15 protein-coding genes are annotated in these 17030 nt (G+C 37.0%); 13 read left to right on the top strand and 2 right to left on the bottom strand.

Going from position 1 to position 17030, the window contains the following annotated elements:
* Positions 1-228 precede the first annotated feature (228 nt).
* On the bottom strand, positions 229-792 hold the full coding sequence (locus B371_RS0109420; RefSeq protein WP_019414061.1) for a transcription repressor NadR: 564 nt from the start codon (positions 790-792) through the stop codon (positions 229-231).
* Between the two features lie 98 nt (positions 793-890).
* Between B371_RS0109420 and B371_RS24355 the strand changes: the two genes are divergently transcribed.
* From B371_RS24355 to B371_RS0109375, 8 genes are all read left to right on the top strand, one after another.
* Complete coding sequence (locus B371_RS24355) at positions 891-1853, top strand: LysM peptidoglycan-binding domain-containing protein (RefSeq protein WP_019414060.1); 963 nt, start codon at positions 891-893, stop codon at positions 1851-1853.
* A gap of 38 nt (positions 1854-1891) precedes the next feature.
* Positions 1892-2704, top strand: coding sequence for a phosphotransferase (locus tag B371_RS0109410; RefSeq protein ID WP_237721525.1), 813 nt, complete (start codon positions 1892-1894; stop codon positions 2702-2704).
* Positions 2705-4210: 1506 nt separating this feature from the next.
* Complete coding sequence (gene ruvA, locus B371_RS0109400) at positions 4211-4831, top strand: Holliday junction branch migration protein RuvA (protein WP_019414057.1); 621 nt, start codon at positions 4211-4213, stop codon at positions 4829-4831.
* 18 nt (positions 4832-4849) lie between these two features.
* Positions 4850-5851, top strand: coding sequence for a Holliday junction branch migration DNA helicase RuvB (gene ruvB / locus B371_RS0109395; protein ID WP_019414056.1), 1002 nt, complete (start codon positions 4850-4852; stop codon positions 5849-5851).
* Positions 5852-5876: 25 nt separating this feature from the next.
* On the top strand, positions 5877-6935 hold the full coding sequence (gene queA / locus B371_RS0109390; protein ID WP_019414055.1) for a tRNA preQ1(34) S-adenosylmethionine ribosyltransferase-isomerase QueA: 1059 nt from the start codon (positions 5877-5879) through the stop codon (positions 6933-6935).
* A complete protein-coding gene (tgt, locus tag B371_RS0109385) occupies positions 6932-8071 on the top strand; it encodes a tRNA guanosine(34) transglycosylase Tgt (protein ID WP_019414054.1) in 1140 nt (379 codons plus the stop codon). The genes queA and tgt overlap by 4 nt, the downstream gene beginning before the upstream one ends.
* A gap of 43 nt (positions 8072-8114) precedes the next feature.
* Positions 8115-8387: a preprotein translocase subunit YajC gene (gene yajC / locus B371_RS0109380; RefSeq protein ID WP_019414053.1), complete on the top strand. Its 273-nt coding sequence runs from the start codon at positions 8115-8117 to the stop codon at positions 8385-8387.
* Positions 8388-8485: 98 nt separating this feature from the next.
* Positions 8486-9136 (top strand): DUF421 domain-containing protein, encoded by a 651-nt coding sequence (locus B371_RS0109375; RefSeq protein ID WP_019414052.1) that lies wholly within the window; start codon positions 8486-8488, stop codon positions 9134-9136.
* On the opposite strand, the gene B371_RS0109370 is transcribed toward B371_RS0109375, so the two are convergent.
* The gene (locus B371_RS0109370; RefSeq protein WP_019414051.1) at positions 9120-10625 is read right to left on the bottom strand and encodes a polysaccharide biosynthesis protein; all 1506 of its coding nucleotides are present in this window, start codon (positions 10623-10625) and stop codon (positions 9120-9122) included. The two genes, B371_RS0109375 and B371_RS0109370, sit on opposite strands and share 17 nt — an antisense overlap.
* Positions 10626-10719: 94 nt before the next feature.
* On the opposite strand from B371_RS0109370, the gene B371_RS0109365 reads away from it, so the two are divergent.
* From B371_RS0109365 to B371_RS0109340, 5 genes are all read left to right on the top strand, one after another.
* A complete protein-coding gene (locus tag B371_RS0109365; RefSeq protein WP_019414050.1) occupies positions 10720-11046 on the top strand; it encodes a post-transcriptional regulator in 327 nt (108 codons plus the stop codon).
* Positions 11047-11173: 127 nt separating this feature from the next.
* Positions 11174-13450 carry a protein translocase subunit SecDF gene (secDF, locus tag B371_RS0109360; RefSeq protein WP_019414049.1) on the top strand — a complete coding sequence of 759 codons (2277 nt, stop codon included), beginning with the start codon at positions 11174-11176 and terminating at the stop codon, positions 13448-13450.
* A gap of 254 nt (positions 13451-13704) precedes the next feature.
* Positions 13705-14088 carry a lipopolysaccharide assembly LapA domain-containing protein gene (locus tag B371_RS0109355; protein WP_019414048.1) on the top strand — a complete coding sequence of 128 codons (384 nt, stop codon included), beginning with the start codon at positions 13705-13707 and terminating at the stop codon, positions 14086-14088.
* Between the two features lie 817 nt (positions 14089-14905).
* On the top strand, positions 14906-15724 hold the full coding sequence (locus B371_RS0109345; RefSeq protein ID WP_019414046.1) for a hypothetical protein: 819 nt from the start codon (positions 14906-14908) through the stop codon (positions 15722-15724).
* A gap of 374 nt (positions 15725-16098) precedes the next feature.
* The gene (locus tag B371_RS0109340) at positions 16099-16533 is read left to right on the top strand and encodes a hypothetical protein (RefSeq protein ID WP_019414045.1); all 435 of its coding nucleotides are present in this window, start codon (positions 16099-16101) and stop codon (positions 16531-16533) included.
* Positions 16534-17030: the final 497 nt, after the last annotated feature.

Here is a 17030-nt window from a genome sequence, read left to right as displayed (position 1 = left end):
AAAGGCGGCGACTCCAGCGGAATCAGCGAGTCCAGTGAGACCCCACAGGAGCTTGCGACGAGGAGGCTTGGCGCTCGCCCGCGGAAAGCGTCCGCCTGCATCGGAAATCACTAGACTTAAATAGAAGGCTATCTTATAAAGGACTGGGCACACTTTACCCGTTTTTTCTTACATTTCCATCATCCAGTTTGAAGCAAATACAACTGCAGTCAGGCTTAATTTAAAATTCTACTCCCCGTTTTCATCTGCTAAAAACCCTTTGTTGCGCATGGCATTTATTGCTGCATCTATGTATTCACTAGAAGGTGCTGCTATTAAATGCAAGTGAATACCATCAGTCAATTCGGACAAATAGCTTGCACCAGTTTCTTCTACCCGTGATATAAATAAGTCAACTTCGTGTCGATTTGCCACCATTATAGATGCAGTCAATTCACCATAAACAGGGTGTTCTACAGTTACATTTTTAACCACAACACCTGAATCGACTAAGGTGTACAACTCATCACGTGCTTCATCTGGAGAATGTGAACAAGCAATTTGACGCTCAACTGCATAGTTGCTAATTGTTTGTGTTGTATAGACATAGCCACGGCTGGTAGCCAAAATTGGCTCATTTCGTGCTTTTAATAACGTCATGTCTCCCACAATTACTTGCCGACTAACTCCAGACTTTTTGGCTAAGTCAATTCCTTTAAGTGGTTCATTTGCATTTTTTAACATTTCAAGTAATTGGTATCGTCGTTCATCACCTAATAATTTCTTCAGTTCGATCCCATCCTTTTTATGCATAACTATAGCACTCCTTCTCATAGTTTAACATGTGCACCAAAAAAGTGACCAAATCATATCGTGATTCATACGATACATAGATGAGAGGGGGAAGTATTTTGCACGTACATGTTGTGCAAAAAGGAGATACACTATGGAAAATCTCAAAACAGTATGGTGTATCTTTTGATGAAGTAAAACGTTTAAACGCACATTTGGCCAATCCCGATTATATTGTAGCGGGGATGAAAATTTTTGTGCCTGAAAAATCAGCAAAAAATAGTGAGATGAAGGAACACCCGTATAATAATGGTAGGCCGGTCAAAAAGAACACTGAATCATATATGGCTCCACCAACGCCAAAAGCGATTCCCGAGCCTTTACCAAAACCGATGCCGTATCCAACCATGCCACCTGTTCAGAAGCAGGTGCCACCAACGCCGCAACCATATCCGCAACCTTTACCACAACAGATTCCGCAGCCGATTAATCAACATTTAACCATGACGCAAATGATGCCTCCATATATCGGAATTCCGTATGGCTGGGCTCCTGTAGCTGATATGGATGTACATCATCCGCAAGCACTTCCGACAACACAATTTCCACCAGTAGCACCAAAAGCAGCGCCAAGCCCATTACCAACACCAGCACCTACACCAATGCCTAAGCCAGCAGCTCCACTAGGATGGCAATTAGAAGACTCAAGTTCATTAAGATACGACGAGTCATCTTCACTAGATGTACCGATGTATCCACAACAGTTACCACAACAGTATCCGCAGTACCATCAAGAACAACCACCATGCGGATGTGCTCCACCAACGCCAGCAGCATATCCATATGCTACAAATGAACCCCAAACTCTTGGCGCAAGTCAAGATTACTATAATATGATGGGGCAACCGAACATGATGCCACAACACATGATGCCTCAAGCAAATATGATGCCACAACACATGATGCAGCACCCAAATATGATGCCGCAACATATGGCCCCTTATATTGCTTGCTCGCCTTGTCATGCGTTGCCCGCTCCACAAGGGCAATGGGGTTATCCGACGCCTAATCGCTACACTTAAACGTGGAACAAGGGCATTACGTTCAATTAAAGCCGAATGTGTGGAAATGGCAAATTGGACCTCATGCGTATTCTTTAAAAAAATACGATATTCAATCGGATGCAGATAAAATACGTTACATCCATGAAGAAATAACAAAAGTAAATACAAATCTAATTTTGCCAATAGAACCATATTCGAATCCATATATGATTAAACAACCTTGGATTGAGAGTGGACGAAAGGTTCAGTTTAATAAAGCACAAGACCGTATCAAGTCGCTTGATTTACTTCATCAACTTCACGATACTCGAAAACAAATAGACTGGCAGAAGTCACCTTACTTTCAAGAAATAAATTTAATTAGAAAATGGACACATCGTTTAGAAAAATGGGAACGATATGAGAAGTTTCTACACAAAACGCTTGGTCCATCAAAAACACAGAAAATTACACAACTCGCTAGAACTTCCTTAGCACAGCTATCGCCAATCTCAAACAAAAAACTAACGATTCTTCACGGAGATGTCGTTCATCATAACTTTGTGCGTGATAATAAAGACCGTATATATTTAATTGATTTTGACTTGGCTTGTTTGGGTCCGGCCGAAGTGGAATTAATTTTATGGTCACACCGAGTGTTACCGCATTATAATTATGATCTGCCGACATTAATCAGGGAACATCCGTCTCTTCGTAAAGTTGATTGGAGCTATTTATTATTTCCAAATGAGCTAATGCGTGAATGGCTATACGCTTCCACTTTATCAGATGTTCAACTACGTCTATTTTTACCGAAATTAAAGGCTTTTACTGATAAAGCGTTACTAAAAATGCCGCAACTATGGGATGATTATAAACGCTTAAAGTAAAAAATCGAACAGCCACAAAACGTCCATTTAGATTTTAGCAAGTCCTGTGGCTCAGAAACTGATAAGTTCGAAAAAAAGATGAACGTTGATTTAATTTACTAAAGTGTTCCATGAGGACATTTAATGAAATAAGTAAAACAGCACCTGTGATTATCTAATCATGGGTGCTGTTTATTTTTAAAATAGAAAGTATATGTATTTTCGAGTTATACCTATGAACTTGAAGTGATTATGACTGCTCCAAGCGTTAGATTGTGTGCCATTTATTGGCCAGAAAGGCGGAACGTTAGCCTCTAATCCTTCCAGCGTCGGACTAGAAGACGTTTTCCAAGAACACTGTGTTCATTGTGTTTTTAGTACTTGGAGACTAACAAGCTAAAACGGTATTTCACGGTGGGACTCTCGTTAATCAAGACTTTTTGTTCAATTTTTTATAAAAGCCCGAACAGGATAGAGATGTTAATTTTACAAGTCGCTTAACTGGATATTGCTCTTCGTGGGCCTGAATAAATTCGAAGTCTTTATCATAAACGCTCACCACCCCTTCAAATATATAAGCTTTTTTAAATACGATAATCCTAAATTTAAACGTACAACTTCTTTCTACAATGATTCCTTGGATGCCTTAATTCGTCCTTTGTTCCCAAGGTCTCGCATATCATGCAACACTTCAAAATTTCTTGCTTCCTGTACATGTTTTACCCACTCTGCGACACGTCTTCTATTCCATAACTCAAAAAATTCTAAGTGGATGAAAAGTAATCCATTCAGATAGTTAACAATGAGTATAAACTTGCTGCACACTTTTTAAATACATAAGGAATGTAGTAAAATTGATGGCTATAACCCTAGTGTTCATAGTATTTTTAGTTACGGAGACTAACATTCTAAAACGGAATTTCTAGTGGAACTTTCGTGAATCCGATTAATGTGAAGATTTCCTTTTTTAAAAAAACACCTTCACCTTGAACTTCCAGTGGGAGTGAATTTTGTTCAGTAATACATTCTTGTTTAGTAATTCCATTTAATTTATGTGTGGGTACTTTCATTTTAAAAAATTAGGACGACTTTTTATTTTTAAATCATATTGTTATCACTGTTGATTTATAACCAGGAGAAAGATTGTAGTGAAAGGCGGCGACTCCTGCGGAATAAGCGAGTCCAGTGAGACCCCGCAGGAGCGGACAATGGAACAAAGGCTAAGAACGCCACAACGGTGGCAACGCCTTCGTGACCAACACCCTGTTGGCCTGAGGAGGCTCACTGGGCCGCCCGCGGAAAGCGTCCGCCTGTAACGGAAATCATACCGGAAACCAAGGTCGTTACTATATGGAATATCATTCTTAACTGATACTTAAATTATTTGTTTTCTTAAAGAACCGGGCAAAATTTGCCGGTTTCTTATGAGATTATTCTTACATTTGTCTGAGACGAATGCTTGGTTGGTTCATGCGAACATCCGTTTTATATGATATAATCAGTACGTTGAATGTGAGGAGACTATAAATGTACGATTACATAAAAGGTGCGATTACACGAGTTACTCCTGAATTTATAACAGTTGAAATACAAGGGTTAGGATGGCAAGTATTCACTCCAAATCCGTATGCTTTTCATGTTTCAGCCGAGTCAAAACAAATTTTTACATACTTAAATGTGCGTGAAGATGCACAACTGCTTTTTGGCTTTATTTCTCTAGAACAACGCGAGCTTTTCCGTAAATTAATTCAAGTTTCTGGCATTGGTCCAAAAGGCGCTTTAGCTATACTTGCAAGTGGGCAACCATCTCAAGTGGTACAAGCAATCGAAAGAGAAGACGAAAGCTTTTTAGTGAAATTTCCTGGAGTAGGGAAAAAAACAGCACGTCAAATGATTCTCGATTTAAAAGGAAAACTTGGTGATTTATCAATTGACTTTGTTATGCCTAGCAGAGAAGATGAATTACACTTGTTCCCTGAAACAGCAGGCAAGCTTGAACTTGAAGAAGCGTTTTTAGCATTAGCTGCATTAGGCTACTCAGAACGAGAAATCACTAAAATTCGCCCGAAATTAGAAACTCTAACTGAAACGCTTACCACCGATGGTTACATGAAAAAAGCATTACAGTTGTTATTAAAACAAGGTTGATGAAGGGAGGACATGTGCATGCAAGAACGTGTCATTTCGACCGAAGTCTCGGAGTTTGATGAACGTTTTGAACAATCTTTACGCCCGCAATACTTATCACAATACATTGGGCAAGAAAAAGTAAAAAATAATTTAGACATTTTTGTGAAAGCCGCAAAAATGAGAAAAGAGAGTTTGGATCATGTTCTTTTGTATGGACCTCCTGGACTTGGTAAAACTACATTAGCAGCTGTAATTGCAAACGAGATGGAAGTCAATATTCGCATGACGAGTGGTCCTGCCATCGAACGTCCAGGTGATTTAGCGGCCATTGTCAGCTCACTTGAACCGGGTGATGTTTTATTTATTGACGAGATTCATCGTTTAAATCGTTCGATTGAAGAAGTACTTTATCCAGCGATGGAAGATTTTTGTCTTGACATTGTTGTTGGGAAAGGTCCTTCTGCTCGTTCTGTGCGACTTGATTTACCGCCTTTTACATTGATCGGTGCAACTACTAGAGCCGGAGCCTTATCAGCGCCACTGCGAGACCGCTTCGGAGTGTTACTACGACTCGATTATTATGACATACAGGCTTTAACTGAAATTGTTTCGCGTAGCGCAACTTTATTTGACGCAGAAATTGATCATCCATCAGCTGGTGAAATTGCTAGTCGTTCTCGAGGGACACCTCGTATTGCCAATCGCTTATTAAAAAGGGTACGGGATTATGCACAAGTTCGAGGAAACGGTACAATATCAATTGAAACAGCACAAGAAGCACTTGAATTACTACAAGTAGATGCACTGGGTCTAGATCACATAGATCATAAATTACTTATCAGTATGATCGAACGGTTTCGTGGTGGACCTGTAGGGTTAGACACCATTGCCGCTAGCATAGGGGAAGAATCAATGACAATTGAAGATGTCTATGAACCATACCTATTGCAAATTGGCTTCTTACAACGTACACCAAGAGGACGAGTCGTATCAAAACTCGCGTATGACCATCTTAACTACCCTTATATTGAGGAATAGAATAATGATTAAAGGAAGTATAACTATGCAAGTAGAAGATTTTGATTTTCAATTACCTGAGGAACTAATTGCACAAACACCACTTGCCGATCGAACTTCGAGCAAACTTTTAGTTTTAGATAAAGATAGTGATGAAATATCACATAAAACCTTTAAAGATATCATCCATGAATTTCAAGCAGGGGATTGCTTAGTGTTAAACGACACGCGTGTACTCCCTGCACGTCTTATCGGAATAAAAGAAGAAACAGGTGCCAACATTGAAATTCTTCTTTTAAAGCAGACTGAGGACGATGTTTGGGAGACACTTGTGAAACCAGCAAAGCGCGTTAAAAAGGGCACAATAGTTTCATTTGGAGAAGGTTTACTGCGTGCTCAATGTGTTGGAGAAACCAATCATGGAGGACGATTGTTTAAATTCTCATACGATGGAATTTTTTACGAAATTCTTGATCAACTAGGAGATATGCCTTTACCTCCATACATTCGTGAAAAGTTAAGTGATCAAGATCGATATCAAACAGTTTACGCAAAAGAACGTGGCTCAGCTGCTGCACCAACTGCTGGTCTTCATTTTACGGACCAATTATTAGATGAAATACGAGGTATAGGTGTTGAGGTAGTTTTTCTTACGCTTCATGTCGGGCTTGGTACTTTCAGACCTGTCAGTGTAGAGTCAATTGATGATCATGAAATGCATTCTGAATTTTATCGCCTATCAAAAGATACTGCTGATACGATAAACAGAGTGAAGGACTCAGGAGGACGAATTATTTCTGTTGGGACAACCTCTACTCGTACGCTTGAAACCATCGCAACTAAATTTAATGGGAAATTACAGGAAGATAGTGGCTGGACCTCTATTTTTATATACCCTGGTTATCAGTTTTTATGTATTGATGGTTTAATTACAAATTTCCATTTACCGAAATCTACACTCGTGATGTTAGTAAGTGCATTGACTTCACGTGAAAAGATACTGCACGCTTACGAACAGGCTATAATTCATAAATATCGATTTTTTAGTTTTGGTGACGCGATGTTTATTAGACCGTCCAAACAACAGAAAGGAGTTCGTGCATGACAGCCATACGATACGAACTAATTAAAACATGTAAACAAACTGGTGCACGATTAGGCATTGTGCATACACCACACGGTTCTTTTGAAACCCCTACCTTTATGCCGGTTGGAACACTAGCAACGGTTAAAACGATGTCTCCGGAAGAATTAAAGGCTATTGAATCAAGTATTATTTTAAGTAATACCTACCATTTATGGTTGCGCCCGGGTCACGACATTATTAAAGAAGCGGGTGGCTTACACAAATTCATGAACTGGGATCGTGCGATTCTGACAGATTCCGGTGGTTTTCAAGTCTTTAGTTTAAGTAAATTCCGGAAGATAGAAGAAGAAGGTGTCCATTTCCGAAACCATTTGAATGGGGATAAACTTTTTTTAAGTCCGGAAAAAGCAACGGAAATTCAAAATGCACTGGGTTCAGATATCATGATGGCGTTTGATGAGTGTCCACCATTTCCAGCTACACATGACTATATGAAATCGAGTGTAGAACGTACCTCTCGTTGGGCTGAACGTTGTCTGAATGCACATGCCCGTCCAGAAGATCAAGGCTTATTTGGAATTGTACAAGGTGGGGAATTCGAAGATCTTCGCCGTCAAAGTGCAAATGACCTTGTGTCTCTCGATTTCCCTGGCTATGCAATTGGCGGACTTTCAGTAGGAGAACCAAAAGATGTGATGAATCGTGCGCTAGAATTCACAACTCCATTCTTACCCTCAGACAAGCCTCGTTATTTGATGGGTGTTGGTTCACCAGATTCACTTATTGATGGAGCGATGCGTGGGATTGATATGTTTGATTGTGTACTTCCTACAAGGATAGGCCGTAATGGAACGCTTATGACGAGCAATGGTCGTTTAGTAGTAAAGAGCGCTCAATATGCTCGTGATTTTGGTCCAATTGATGAAAATTGTGATTGTTATGTATGTAAAAATTATTCACGGGCATATATTCGTCATTTAATAAAAGCAGAAGAAACATTTGGAATTCGGTTAACTTCATACCACAATTTACACTTCTTAATGGATTTAATGAAGAAAGTTCGTCAAGCTATCCGTGAAGATCGTCTTGGAAATTTCCGCGAAGAGTTTTTTGAACAGTATGGATATAACAAACCGAATGCAAAAAATTTCTGATTCTTGTATACTAATGTTTAGAGAGAAAGGGGGAATTTAGAGAATGGATACATTAATCGGTTTATCGCCAATTTTATTAATGTTCGTAGTGTTATGGTTTTTCATTATTCGACCAGCACAAAAGCGACAAAAAGCAACAGCAAATATGCAATCTAGTTTAAAACGTGGGGATCGTATTGTAACTGTAGGTGGCCTTCACGCCTTAGTAGATGCATTGGATGACGCAACTGTTTTCGTTACAATTGCAGATGGTACACGCCTTCAATTTGAACGTGCAGCTATCACTCGTATTGTGGACGGATCACCAAAACTATAAGTAAAAAAACCTGTTTTTCCTTTAAGGATTAACAGGTTTTTTGTATATTGTATTATCTTTTTTCTCATACTATGTAGAAAAAAGAAAAGGTGTTGCGTATGGATGAATTTTTGACTTTAGCATGGCGTACCATTTTTCTTTACATATTAATATTAGTCATATTTCGGCTAATGGGAAAAAGAGAAGTAGGGGAACTGAGCCTTATGGACTTGGTCGTTTTCGTGATGATTGCTGAAGTTGCTACGTTTGCTATCGATAATCCAGATCGAAAGTTACTTGAATCGATAATGCCCATGCTCCTGCTACTAGTTATTCAACTAGTTACTGCTTTTTGGTCATTGAAAAGTAAGAGGGTTCGAGATCTTATTGATGGAAGCCCATCTGTTATAATTCGTAACGGTGAAATAATAGAATCAGAAATGCGTAAACTACGCTATAATCTAGATGATTTATTTCAACAACTTCGGGAACAGCAAATTGGCTCAGTTCAGGATGTAGCATATGCTTTTTTAGAGCCTTCAGGACATTTATCTGTTTTTAAGATTGATGGAGATCATCCTGTGTTGCCACTTATAGTAGACGGAGACATACAAGAATCCCATCTTGAATTAATTCAACAAGATAAATACTGGTTGCTCGAAGAATTAAAAAAAATTCATATTTATGATTATAAAACGGTATTTTATTGCAGTTATGAAAGACAAAAGTTATATGTTCAAATGAAAGAACGTTTTAGCTCTTCTTTATAAGTTTACGAATAAGTCTAATGTCCGAAAAATGAATCTGACGGAATACCAGCAATCCAGCAAGAAGTATTAAACCTGTTATAAAACTATCAGCGAGCCATGGCACTTCGCCTAAAGGCCATAGAACTGGACGAAGAATTGTTACAATAATAAATAACAAATACGGAATTGCAAAAAAGGTGAAGCCAAGACCGGCTTCTTTTTTTTGTCTCAATGTAGCCATATGTAAAAATGAAGTTAAACAAACACCAAATCCGATAGCTAAAATTGCTCCTTTTTCTTCAATACCTGGTTGAGACGCTAAAACAAACATGACAAATAATTTTCCAAGCCCTCCATAAATCGAATTCATCATAGCTGCTTTTGCTTCATGCATCGCTTGTAAAATAGCATGGAGTGGACTTTGAATGTAATAGAAAAAGAATACTGGAGCTAGGAGTGCCATATACCCTTTGCCATCGGTTACGTGGAATAAGACACGGACAATGTGTTCACCATGTAAATAAAAAATTGTCGCTGCAAAACATCCGGTGATAGCAGATACACGCATGGCAAGAGACACGCGCTCTTGTAACATGGGACGGTTTGCACGGGCTCTAGCATCACTGACAGCTGGTACTAATACGATTGATAATGCATAAGGAATAAACGCAGGAAATAATAGCAGAGGAATAAAGACTCCCGAAATTATTCCATATAAATTGGTTGCAGCAACTGCTCCTATACCGGCTACGGCTAAAGCTTTAATAAAAATAATTGGTTCTAGAAACCAAGTAAAAGAACCGAATAATCGACTTCCAGATGAAGGTAATGAGACTTGTAAAATCGGTGTTATAGGATAGGTTACAGATTGATCATTATTTTTTTTCACGCGCTTGTACTTAAACCATAAGTACAGAAATGATACAAGTTCAGCTATCAATGCCATGACCATAGCAGCAGCAGCTGTTGATGCAGGACTAGACTGAGTAACAACATATGGTAATAACAACGTTACAAGTCCAATCCGGAAAAATTGTTCAATTAATTGTGACCAAGCAGTTTCCTCAATTTTAGCAAGCCCTTGGAAATAACCTTTTAAGATGCCTGAAAATGCAGCAATTGGAATCGTAAGTAAGCCAACAATTAAAGTTTTGGCCATAGCGGGATTTTCTAGTAAATTATTAGCTACATAAGGAATGGCAAAGTAATAGAGTGGCCCAAAAATAATGATGGAGAGCCAAGTTAACCTCCAAACTATTCGCATAAGCGCTTGTATTTCAGCATCTTTCTTCTTAGCATGCAATTCAGCTGTAATCTTAGCAACACCGATCGGTAATCCTAATTGAATTAAGGATAGGAAAAAAATAAACGCCGGATAAGCGGCTGTGTATATTCCTACAGCTTCCTCTCCTGCAATTCGCACAAATTGAATGCGAAAAACAAACCCGAACAGCTTCGATAAAAAAACAGCCCCCATTAATACTAGAGTTCCACGTAAAAATGTCGACAATTCTGCCACTTCCTTCTCAAGACACACAAATTCGTATACAATATTCTTATGCGAAAATAACGATGCTTAAAACAAAAAAGAGGGAAGTGTTTTAATGATTGTTAAATATGAAGAATTATTTGAACTAGTTGTACCTGCGTTAGAGAGTAAAATTCAAGAGTTCAGGATATATAATTACAATTCTGTGACAAAAGAAGACATTTGGCATTATTGTGTAAATAAAAAATGGAAGAAGAATAATATTCAGGAAATGAGAGTTTTTGAAATGGTTAATGATATTTTAAGAACATCGCCTGCACAATATATGACCCACACGCAAATTGAAGACTATAAAACCTCGAATTGGTTCTCAGAACTAAATCAAGGTGATCTTCAAGAATTAATAAATCCTACTGTGAAAGCAAATAAAGAAAGTCTATAATCTTCAAAAGTTGAAGTTTACGGTCAGTTGACACCTAGCGCAACGTGTTTCATAATTACCTTTGTTGCGCTTTATTGAGAACAGTATTTCCCATCATCATTTGTCAATTCAAGGAGGAAGTTTACATATGAAAACTAGAGGCCGGATTATCGCATTATTATTACTCATCGTAGTATTTGCGGCTTCCATTAGTACTACTGCACAAACAGTTGTGAATGATATTAAATTAGGATTAGATTTACAGGGTGGATTTGAAGTGTTGTATCAAGTTGCACCCTTAACAGATGGGGAAGATATCACACCAGAAATGGTAACGGATACTTCAACTGCTCTTTTAAACCGTATTAATGTTCTTGGAGTAAGTGAACCGAATTTGCAAATTGAAAGCGGCAATCGCATTCGTGTGCAGCTAGCGGGTGTTGAAGATCAAGAATCTGCCCGGGAATTACTATCTACTCAAGCGAACTTATCGTTCCGGGATGTTGAAGATAATTTAATGTTAGATGGTTCCGACTTGAAAGAAGGTGGCGCGCAAGCAACATTTGATCAAGTGGGAAAACCCATTGTCACGCTTGAACTAAAAGATTCATCAAAATTTGCGGAAGTAACTCAACAAATTAGTCAAATGCCTTACCCAACAAACTTACTAGTTATTTGGTTGGACTTTGAAGAAGGTGTTGATTCATACGCAGCTGAAGCTTTAAAAGCTGACCCAAAATTCGTTTCAAGTCCAACAGTTAAGCAACGTATAAATTCTTCTAGTGTAGAGATTAATGGCACATTTACAGTGGATGAAACGAAGAATTTATCTGGTATATTAAATGCTGGAGCATTACCTGTTAAGTTAGTAGAAATTTACTCAACTTCAGTTGGAGCTCAGTTTGGTGAACAAGCACTTCAGTCAACGGTTTTTGCTGGAATAATAGGTATTATATTAGTAGGATTATTTATGCTCTTTTATTACCGTTTGCCTGGATTAATAGCTATGTTGACTTTAGCTGTTTATGTGTATTTAATTTTACTAGTGTTTAGTATGATAAACGGTGTGTTAACACTGCCAGGTATCGCAGCCCTAGTATTAGGTGTGGGTATGGCAGTTGATGCAAACATCATAACCTATGAACGGATTAAGGAAGAACTACGGGTTGGAAAGTCAATTAAAGAATCTTTTAGAAAAGGCGCAAGCTCTTCTTTCTCAGCTATTCTTGATGCGAATATTACTTCTTTAATTGCTGCAACTGTTCTTTTCTATTTTGGGACAAGTTCTGTTAAAGGTTTTGCACTTATGTTGATTATTAGTATTCTAGTAATTTTCATTACAGCCGTTTGGGGATCACGATTACTTTTAAGCCTAATTGTTAATAGTGGCGTTGTTGATGGGAAACCTTGGTTATTTGGAGTTAATCAATCAACGATTCATTCTGAAGAAGAAGAATTTGATACGTTAGATTTACCAACAAAATTTGATCGTATTGATTTCGTGAGTTTACGAAAAACATTCTTTAAAGCTTCATTCGCCTTTATTGTAATCGGCATGATTTTACTTGGGATTTTCCGCTTAAACTTAGGGATTGATTTCTCAAGTGGTACACGTGTAGAAATTTTGTCTGAAAATTCTTTAACAAAAGAAGAACTATCAACTTATATGGAATCAATTGATTATCCTTCAACAGATATTGTCATTTCAGGTGACAATAAAGAAATTGGGGTTATTCGATATATTGATGACTTTACTAAAGATGAAATCAACGGGATTAAATCAGTCATAAAAGCTGATTTTGGAGCTGAGCCAAACATTAGCACTGTTTCGCCTGAAATAGGTAAAGAACTAGCTAAAAATGCAGTGTTTGCTTTAATACTGGCTTCAATTGGTATCATTATTTATACAGCATTCCGATTTGAATGGCGTATGGGTGTAGCTGCAATCGTTTCACTTCTACATGATGCATTCTTTATGGTGGCATTATTTAGTATTTTCCGTCTAGAAGTTGATATCACTTTTATTGCAGCAGTTCTGACAATTGTCGGTTATTCAATTAATGATACAATCGTCACATTTGACCGAATCCGTGAGAACATGAGGCGGTCGAAGAAAATTGAAACAGAAGAAGACCTTGCAACTATTGTGAACAAATCACTTCGTCAAACACTTGGCCGTTCAGTTAATACGGTTTTAACAGTTGTGTTCGTAGTTGTCGCTTTGTTAATTTTCGGTGCAGAACCAATTCGAAACTTCTCAATCGCGCTATTAGTTGGTCTAATCGCTGGTACGTACTCTTCAATCTTTATTGCAGCGCAACTATGGTTTGTGTTGAAAAAACGCGAATTAAATAAACGTGGAACAATTGATGTAGAAGCAGATGAAAACTCTAAAAAATGGGGATCAGATGAACCTGTTGTATAAAGGTTTATAAATAAAGGAACAGGGTATATTTGACTATACCCTGTTCCTTTTTTAAATAGTTTAAATTTCTATTGAAATTTCCTATCTTAAATACTAAGCTATCTTTAACTCTTTGGTCTTTTTATTGGTTAGAAAACTGATTCACCTTTTCATCCTTCCAGCACCGGTGTCAAGCTAGTAGGCGCTTTTCGCTTTACTTTTGAATATAATATAATAAAAGAAATTTTAATTTTACAATACTAGGAGGAATACAGATGAAATTCCAATGGTCTTTATTATTTGCACTTATTTTCGCCGTTATTGTTGCCATTTTTGCCGTTGTAAATGTCGATGTTGTACCTGTCAACTTCGTCTTTGGTACTGCTCAATGGCCATTGATTTTAGTTATTTTAGGTTCAGCATTTCTAGGTTCACTGGCTAGCGGATCTGCAGCAATCTTCCGGTCATTTTTGTTACAACGTCGTATCAAACATCTAGAAAGCGATAACACTGCAAAAGAAAGTCTTATTGCCACACAACAAAATGAAATTTCAGCATTGAATAAAAACGAACCAGTAGAAAAACAAGAACAAGTGGAACATGACAAAGAAGAAATAGCCGAAGCATCATCAACAGCGGATGTGCGCTCAACTAGCTAACATCCACTGCAAAATGGAGCTGTCTAATAAATCCCTAAATAAACAGGTAGAGAGAAACTAAACGTACCGGTTCACTTCTGAGATACAAAAACTTAAAATACAACACAAAAGGACTACCAATTTGCAAAAAAATTGGTAGTCCTTTTGTGTTGATGTAGTTTTAACGCAACTAATTTTTCTGCTAATCGACCAGAAGATTTTTGAGTAAAATAAACATTTTAAAAATGTAATATTGATTAGCATCTGCAAATTTCCAGTACCTTCAACATTTTTTCTTATATTTTACAGCTAAATGGATATTTTTTGGTATAATAGATAAAAGAAAGTTTCGATTGAACTAACGCGGAGCTTAATAAGTAGGTAAAAGAAAAAGTGGACATTGGAGGTCGTTAAATCAATGATCAAGGTGGCAATTGGGTTTTATATTTTTGCTTTTTTACTTTACATCATCAGTTTTCTTGGAGGTTTTTCAGTCGGGCTATATATACTATTACCTACGATTTTCGTTTTGTTTATTGGAATATCAGTTAATCTTGGGTTATATAAAAAACACAAGTATTATGTGGTGCCTATCGTCACGTCAATCGTGATATGCGTTATAACATATCCATTATGGAATTTTTTAGTTCATAATGTAGATGACTATTACATTTTCTATCCTTTTGCAAAGATATTTAATTTTTTCAGTCCCCCATATTGAAAACTTTTGTGGGAAATACATATTCAACTAACGATGTGTTGAGTATAAGATCAAAAGCTAAACTTTTATAAATTGGGCAAGCTACCTTAACTGATAAGTAAGGTGGTCATTAAAAATATGAAAATCAAACAAATTATCATTATGTTGGTTTCAGGCGTTTTAGTATTAATGGTATTTGCAACAGAAATAACGTTGTCGAACAATAATCCAAATGAATCTGAGAAAGTTAGTGTTGTAGTAAAACATTCTGATTTATATAAAGATGCAAATGAACGAATTGTGTTAAAAAGTGTACCTTCTGAATATTGGCATCAAAATATTTACTTAATGGCAGATAAAATAACTTGGATGGACTTTGAAAACTTTGCTGTCCAAGTTGGTGATATGGGAGGAATGATATATCATTTTCCTAATTGGTATCATGGAAAGTATGAGCCTAAATTATTTGATGAAGATGTGAGTGGTGATAAATTTGATGACCTTATCATTGTGCTCAATAATGACAAGGCTAGTGCCGGGAAGCCTAGAAAGGAAGTCCATGTACTGAATTTTATAAAAGGCCAAGGATATGAAGAAGCTAAAGTAGAACCTATACAAAAGACAAAAACTCACATAAACTCCAATGTAACACTGAGAAAACATGGTAAGTTCGTGACTATTCGTATAGGAGATGTTAAGTACACCACCGACATCTCCAAATACAATTACCCAAATCCACGTGAACCGTTCGTCATCAGTTACGAGTTGATTGATTATTCTTTTAGCAACGGACAACTGATTGGGATTGTTCCGTTATATGTATTACAAGAAACTACCAGCGGTGGTTTAATTGGTTACTTGATACTTGAGTACACTTGGGATGGGATAGAGTATGTTGTGAAGCAACTAAACTTTAGAGAATATAATTTTCAAGATGAACAATTTTTATTTCCCTGAGTCAGTGGAATTATTATGGAAGATAGTCAATTTCATAATAAAAAATCTACCTCCATGCGGACGCTTTCCGTGGGGCACGGATTCAATCTCCTCGGGCCAACAGGATGTTGGTCACGAAGACATTGCCACACGACGTGGCGTTTCTAGCCTTCGTTCCTTAGTGTTCCTGCGGGGCTTTCAGCTCGTGCTGTTCCCACTGGAGTCGCCGTTTTGCGCTACAATCAAACGATACCAGTTTAAAATAAATTGTACCTTCTTCAACTAACGGTTTTCTAAGGTTGCTTTGTATAAGGAGGGATTCTTTCTCCACTATGCTCATAAAGGAACTTACCGAGTAAGGGGACCTACATAACAAATGCAAAGGGGAGTTTTGTTTGTTAGATAAGAAATTTGAAAAATTTAAAAGGGATAATTTTGAATCGTTCTCCTTTACACGCATGATAAGAACTCCAAATTTAGAAGTCTTTTGGATTCGTGGAGTAAATGATGCTAGTAATTTCGATGAACACTGGGATGGGCGATTAATTGAAGTGTTGGGATACCTTGTTATATATTCAGATAAGCAAATAAATAAACTGGTCAATTATATATATCTAATTGAAGATGAAAATAAAAATTATCAAGATATTATTAGAAACACAAAAATGTTTGCTAGTGAAATTTGTACATATACAGAACTTTTCGATATGAACAATTTTATTATCCAGAAAACTGATGTATATCAAACAGTTCATGCTTATCATGAGATAGTTGATTTTATTAAAAAAATAGTCAATCAAGATATTCCTGAGAATGTTTTAGATGAATAGATGTTCATCACATATTATCTCAATTAAACTAAAAGAGTGCTTAACTTATAAATATTTGGTGAAAAAACTCATCCTCTTGGGTGGGTTTTTTATTCGATATTAACCATAACAAAAGGCTAAATGCTATCTAATTTAGTTTCGTTATTAAATGCATTTTCATGGTCGATTTTGAGTTGTATCTCTCAAAAGAGCCCGTTAAAAGAAACGAGTATTTTTTGACAAGAAAGTATATAAATTAGGATGCCAAGATCCAATTGTTCATGGTATTTTTTAAGTATATAGAGGCTAACATGCTAAAACAGTATATCTTTAGAAACGCAAGTTTCCTCTCAGTCGAAGTTCAGTGATACATTCTTGTTTAGTAATTCGATTTAATTTATGTGTGAGTACTTTCATTTAAAAATTAAGACGATTTTTTATATTTATATTTAGAACTATATTGTTATCACAGTTATTTTATCCAGGTAAATGATTGAAGTGAAGGGCGGCGACTCCAG

The sequence above is a fragment of the Paenisporosarcina sp. TG20 genome, from assembly GCF_000286315.1.
Taxonomy (GTDB): Bacteria; Bacillota; Bacilli; order Bacillales_A; family Planococcaceae; genus Paenisporosarcina.
The sequence above is the reverse complement of the archived record's forward strand: the minus strand, read 5'-3'. Positions and strand labels throughout refer to the sequence as shown.

Coding starts and splice junctions, on each gene's coding strand:
- B371_RS0109420 (WP_019414061.1), bottom strand. CDS start 792: ATGCATAAAAAGGATGGGATCGAACTGAAGAAATTATTAGGTGATGAA.
- ruvA (WP_019414057.1), top strand. CDS start 4,211: ATGTACGATTACATAAAAGGTGCGATTACACGAGTTACTCCTGAATTT.
- ruvB (WP_019414056.1), top strand. CDS start 4,850: ATGCAAGAACGTGTCATTTCGACCGAAGTCTCGGAGTTTGATGAACGT.
- queA (WP_019414055.1), top strand. CDS start 5,877: ATGCAAGTAGAAGATTTTGATTTTCAATTACCTGAGGAACTAATTGCA.
- tgt (WP_019414054.1), top strand. CDS start 6,932: ATGACAGCCATACGATACGAACTAATTAAAACATGTAAACAAACTGGT.
- yajC (WP_019414053.1), top strand. CDS start 8,115: ATGGATACATTAATCGGTTTATCGCCAATTTTATTAATGTTCGTAGTG.
- B371_RS0109375 (WP_019414052.1), top strand. CDS start 8,486: ATGGATGAATTTTTGACTTTAGCATGGCGTACCATTTTTCTTTACATA.
- B371_RS0109365 (WP_019414050.1), top strand. CDS start 10,720: ATGATTGTTAAATATGAAGAATTATTTGAACTAGTTGTACCTGCGTTA.
- secDF (WP_019414049.1), top strand. CDS start 11,174: ATGAAAACTAGAGGCCGGATTATCGCATTATTATTACTCATCGTAGTA.
- B371_RS0109355 (WP_019414048.1), top strand. CDS start 13,705: ATGAAATTCCAATGGTCTTTATTATTTGCACTTATTTTCGCCGTTATT.
- B371_RS0109345 (WP_019414046.1), top strand. CDS start 14,906: ATGAAAATCAAACAAATTATCATTATGTTGGTTTCAGGCGTTTTAGTA.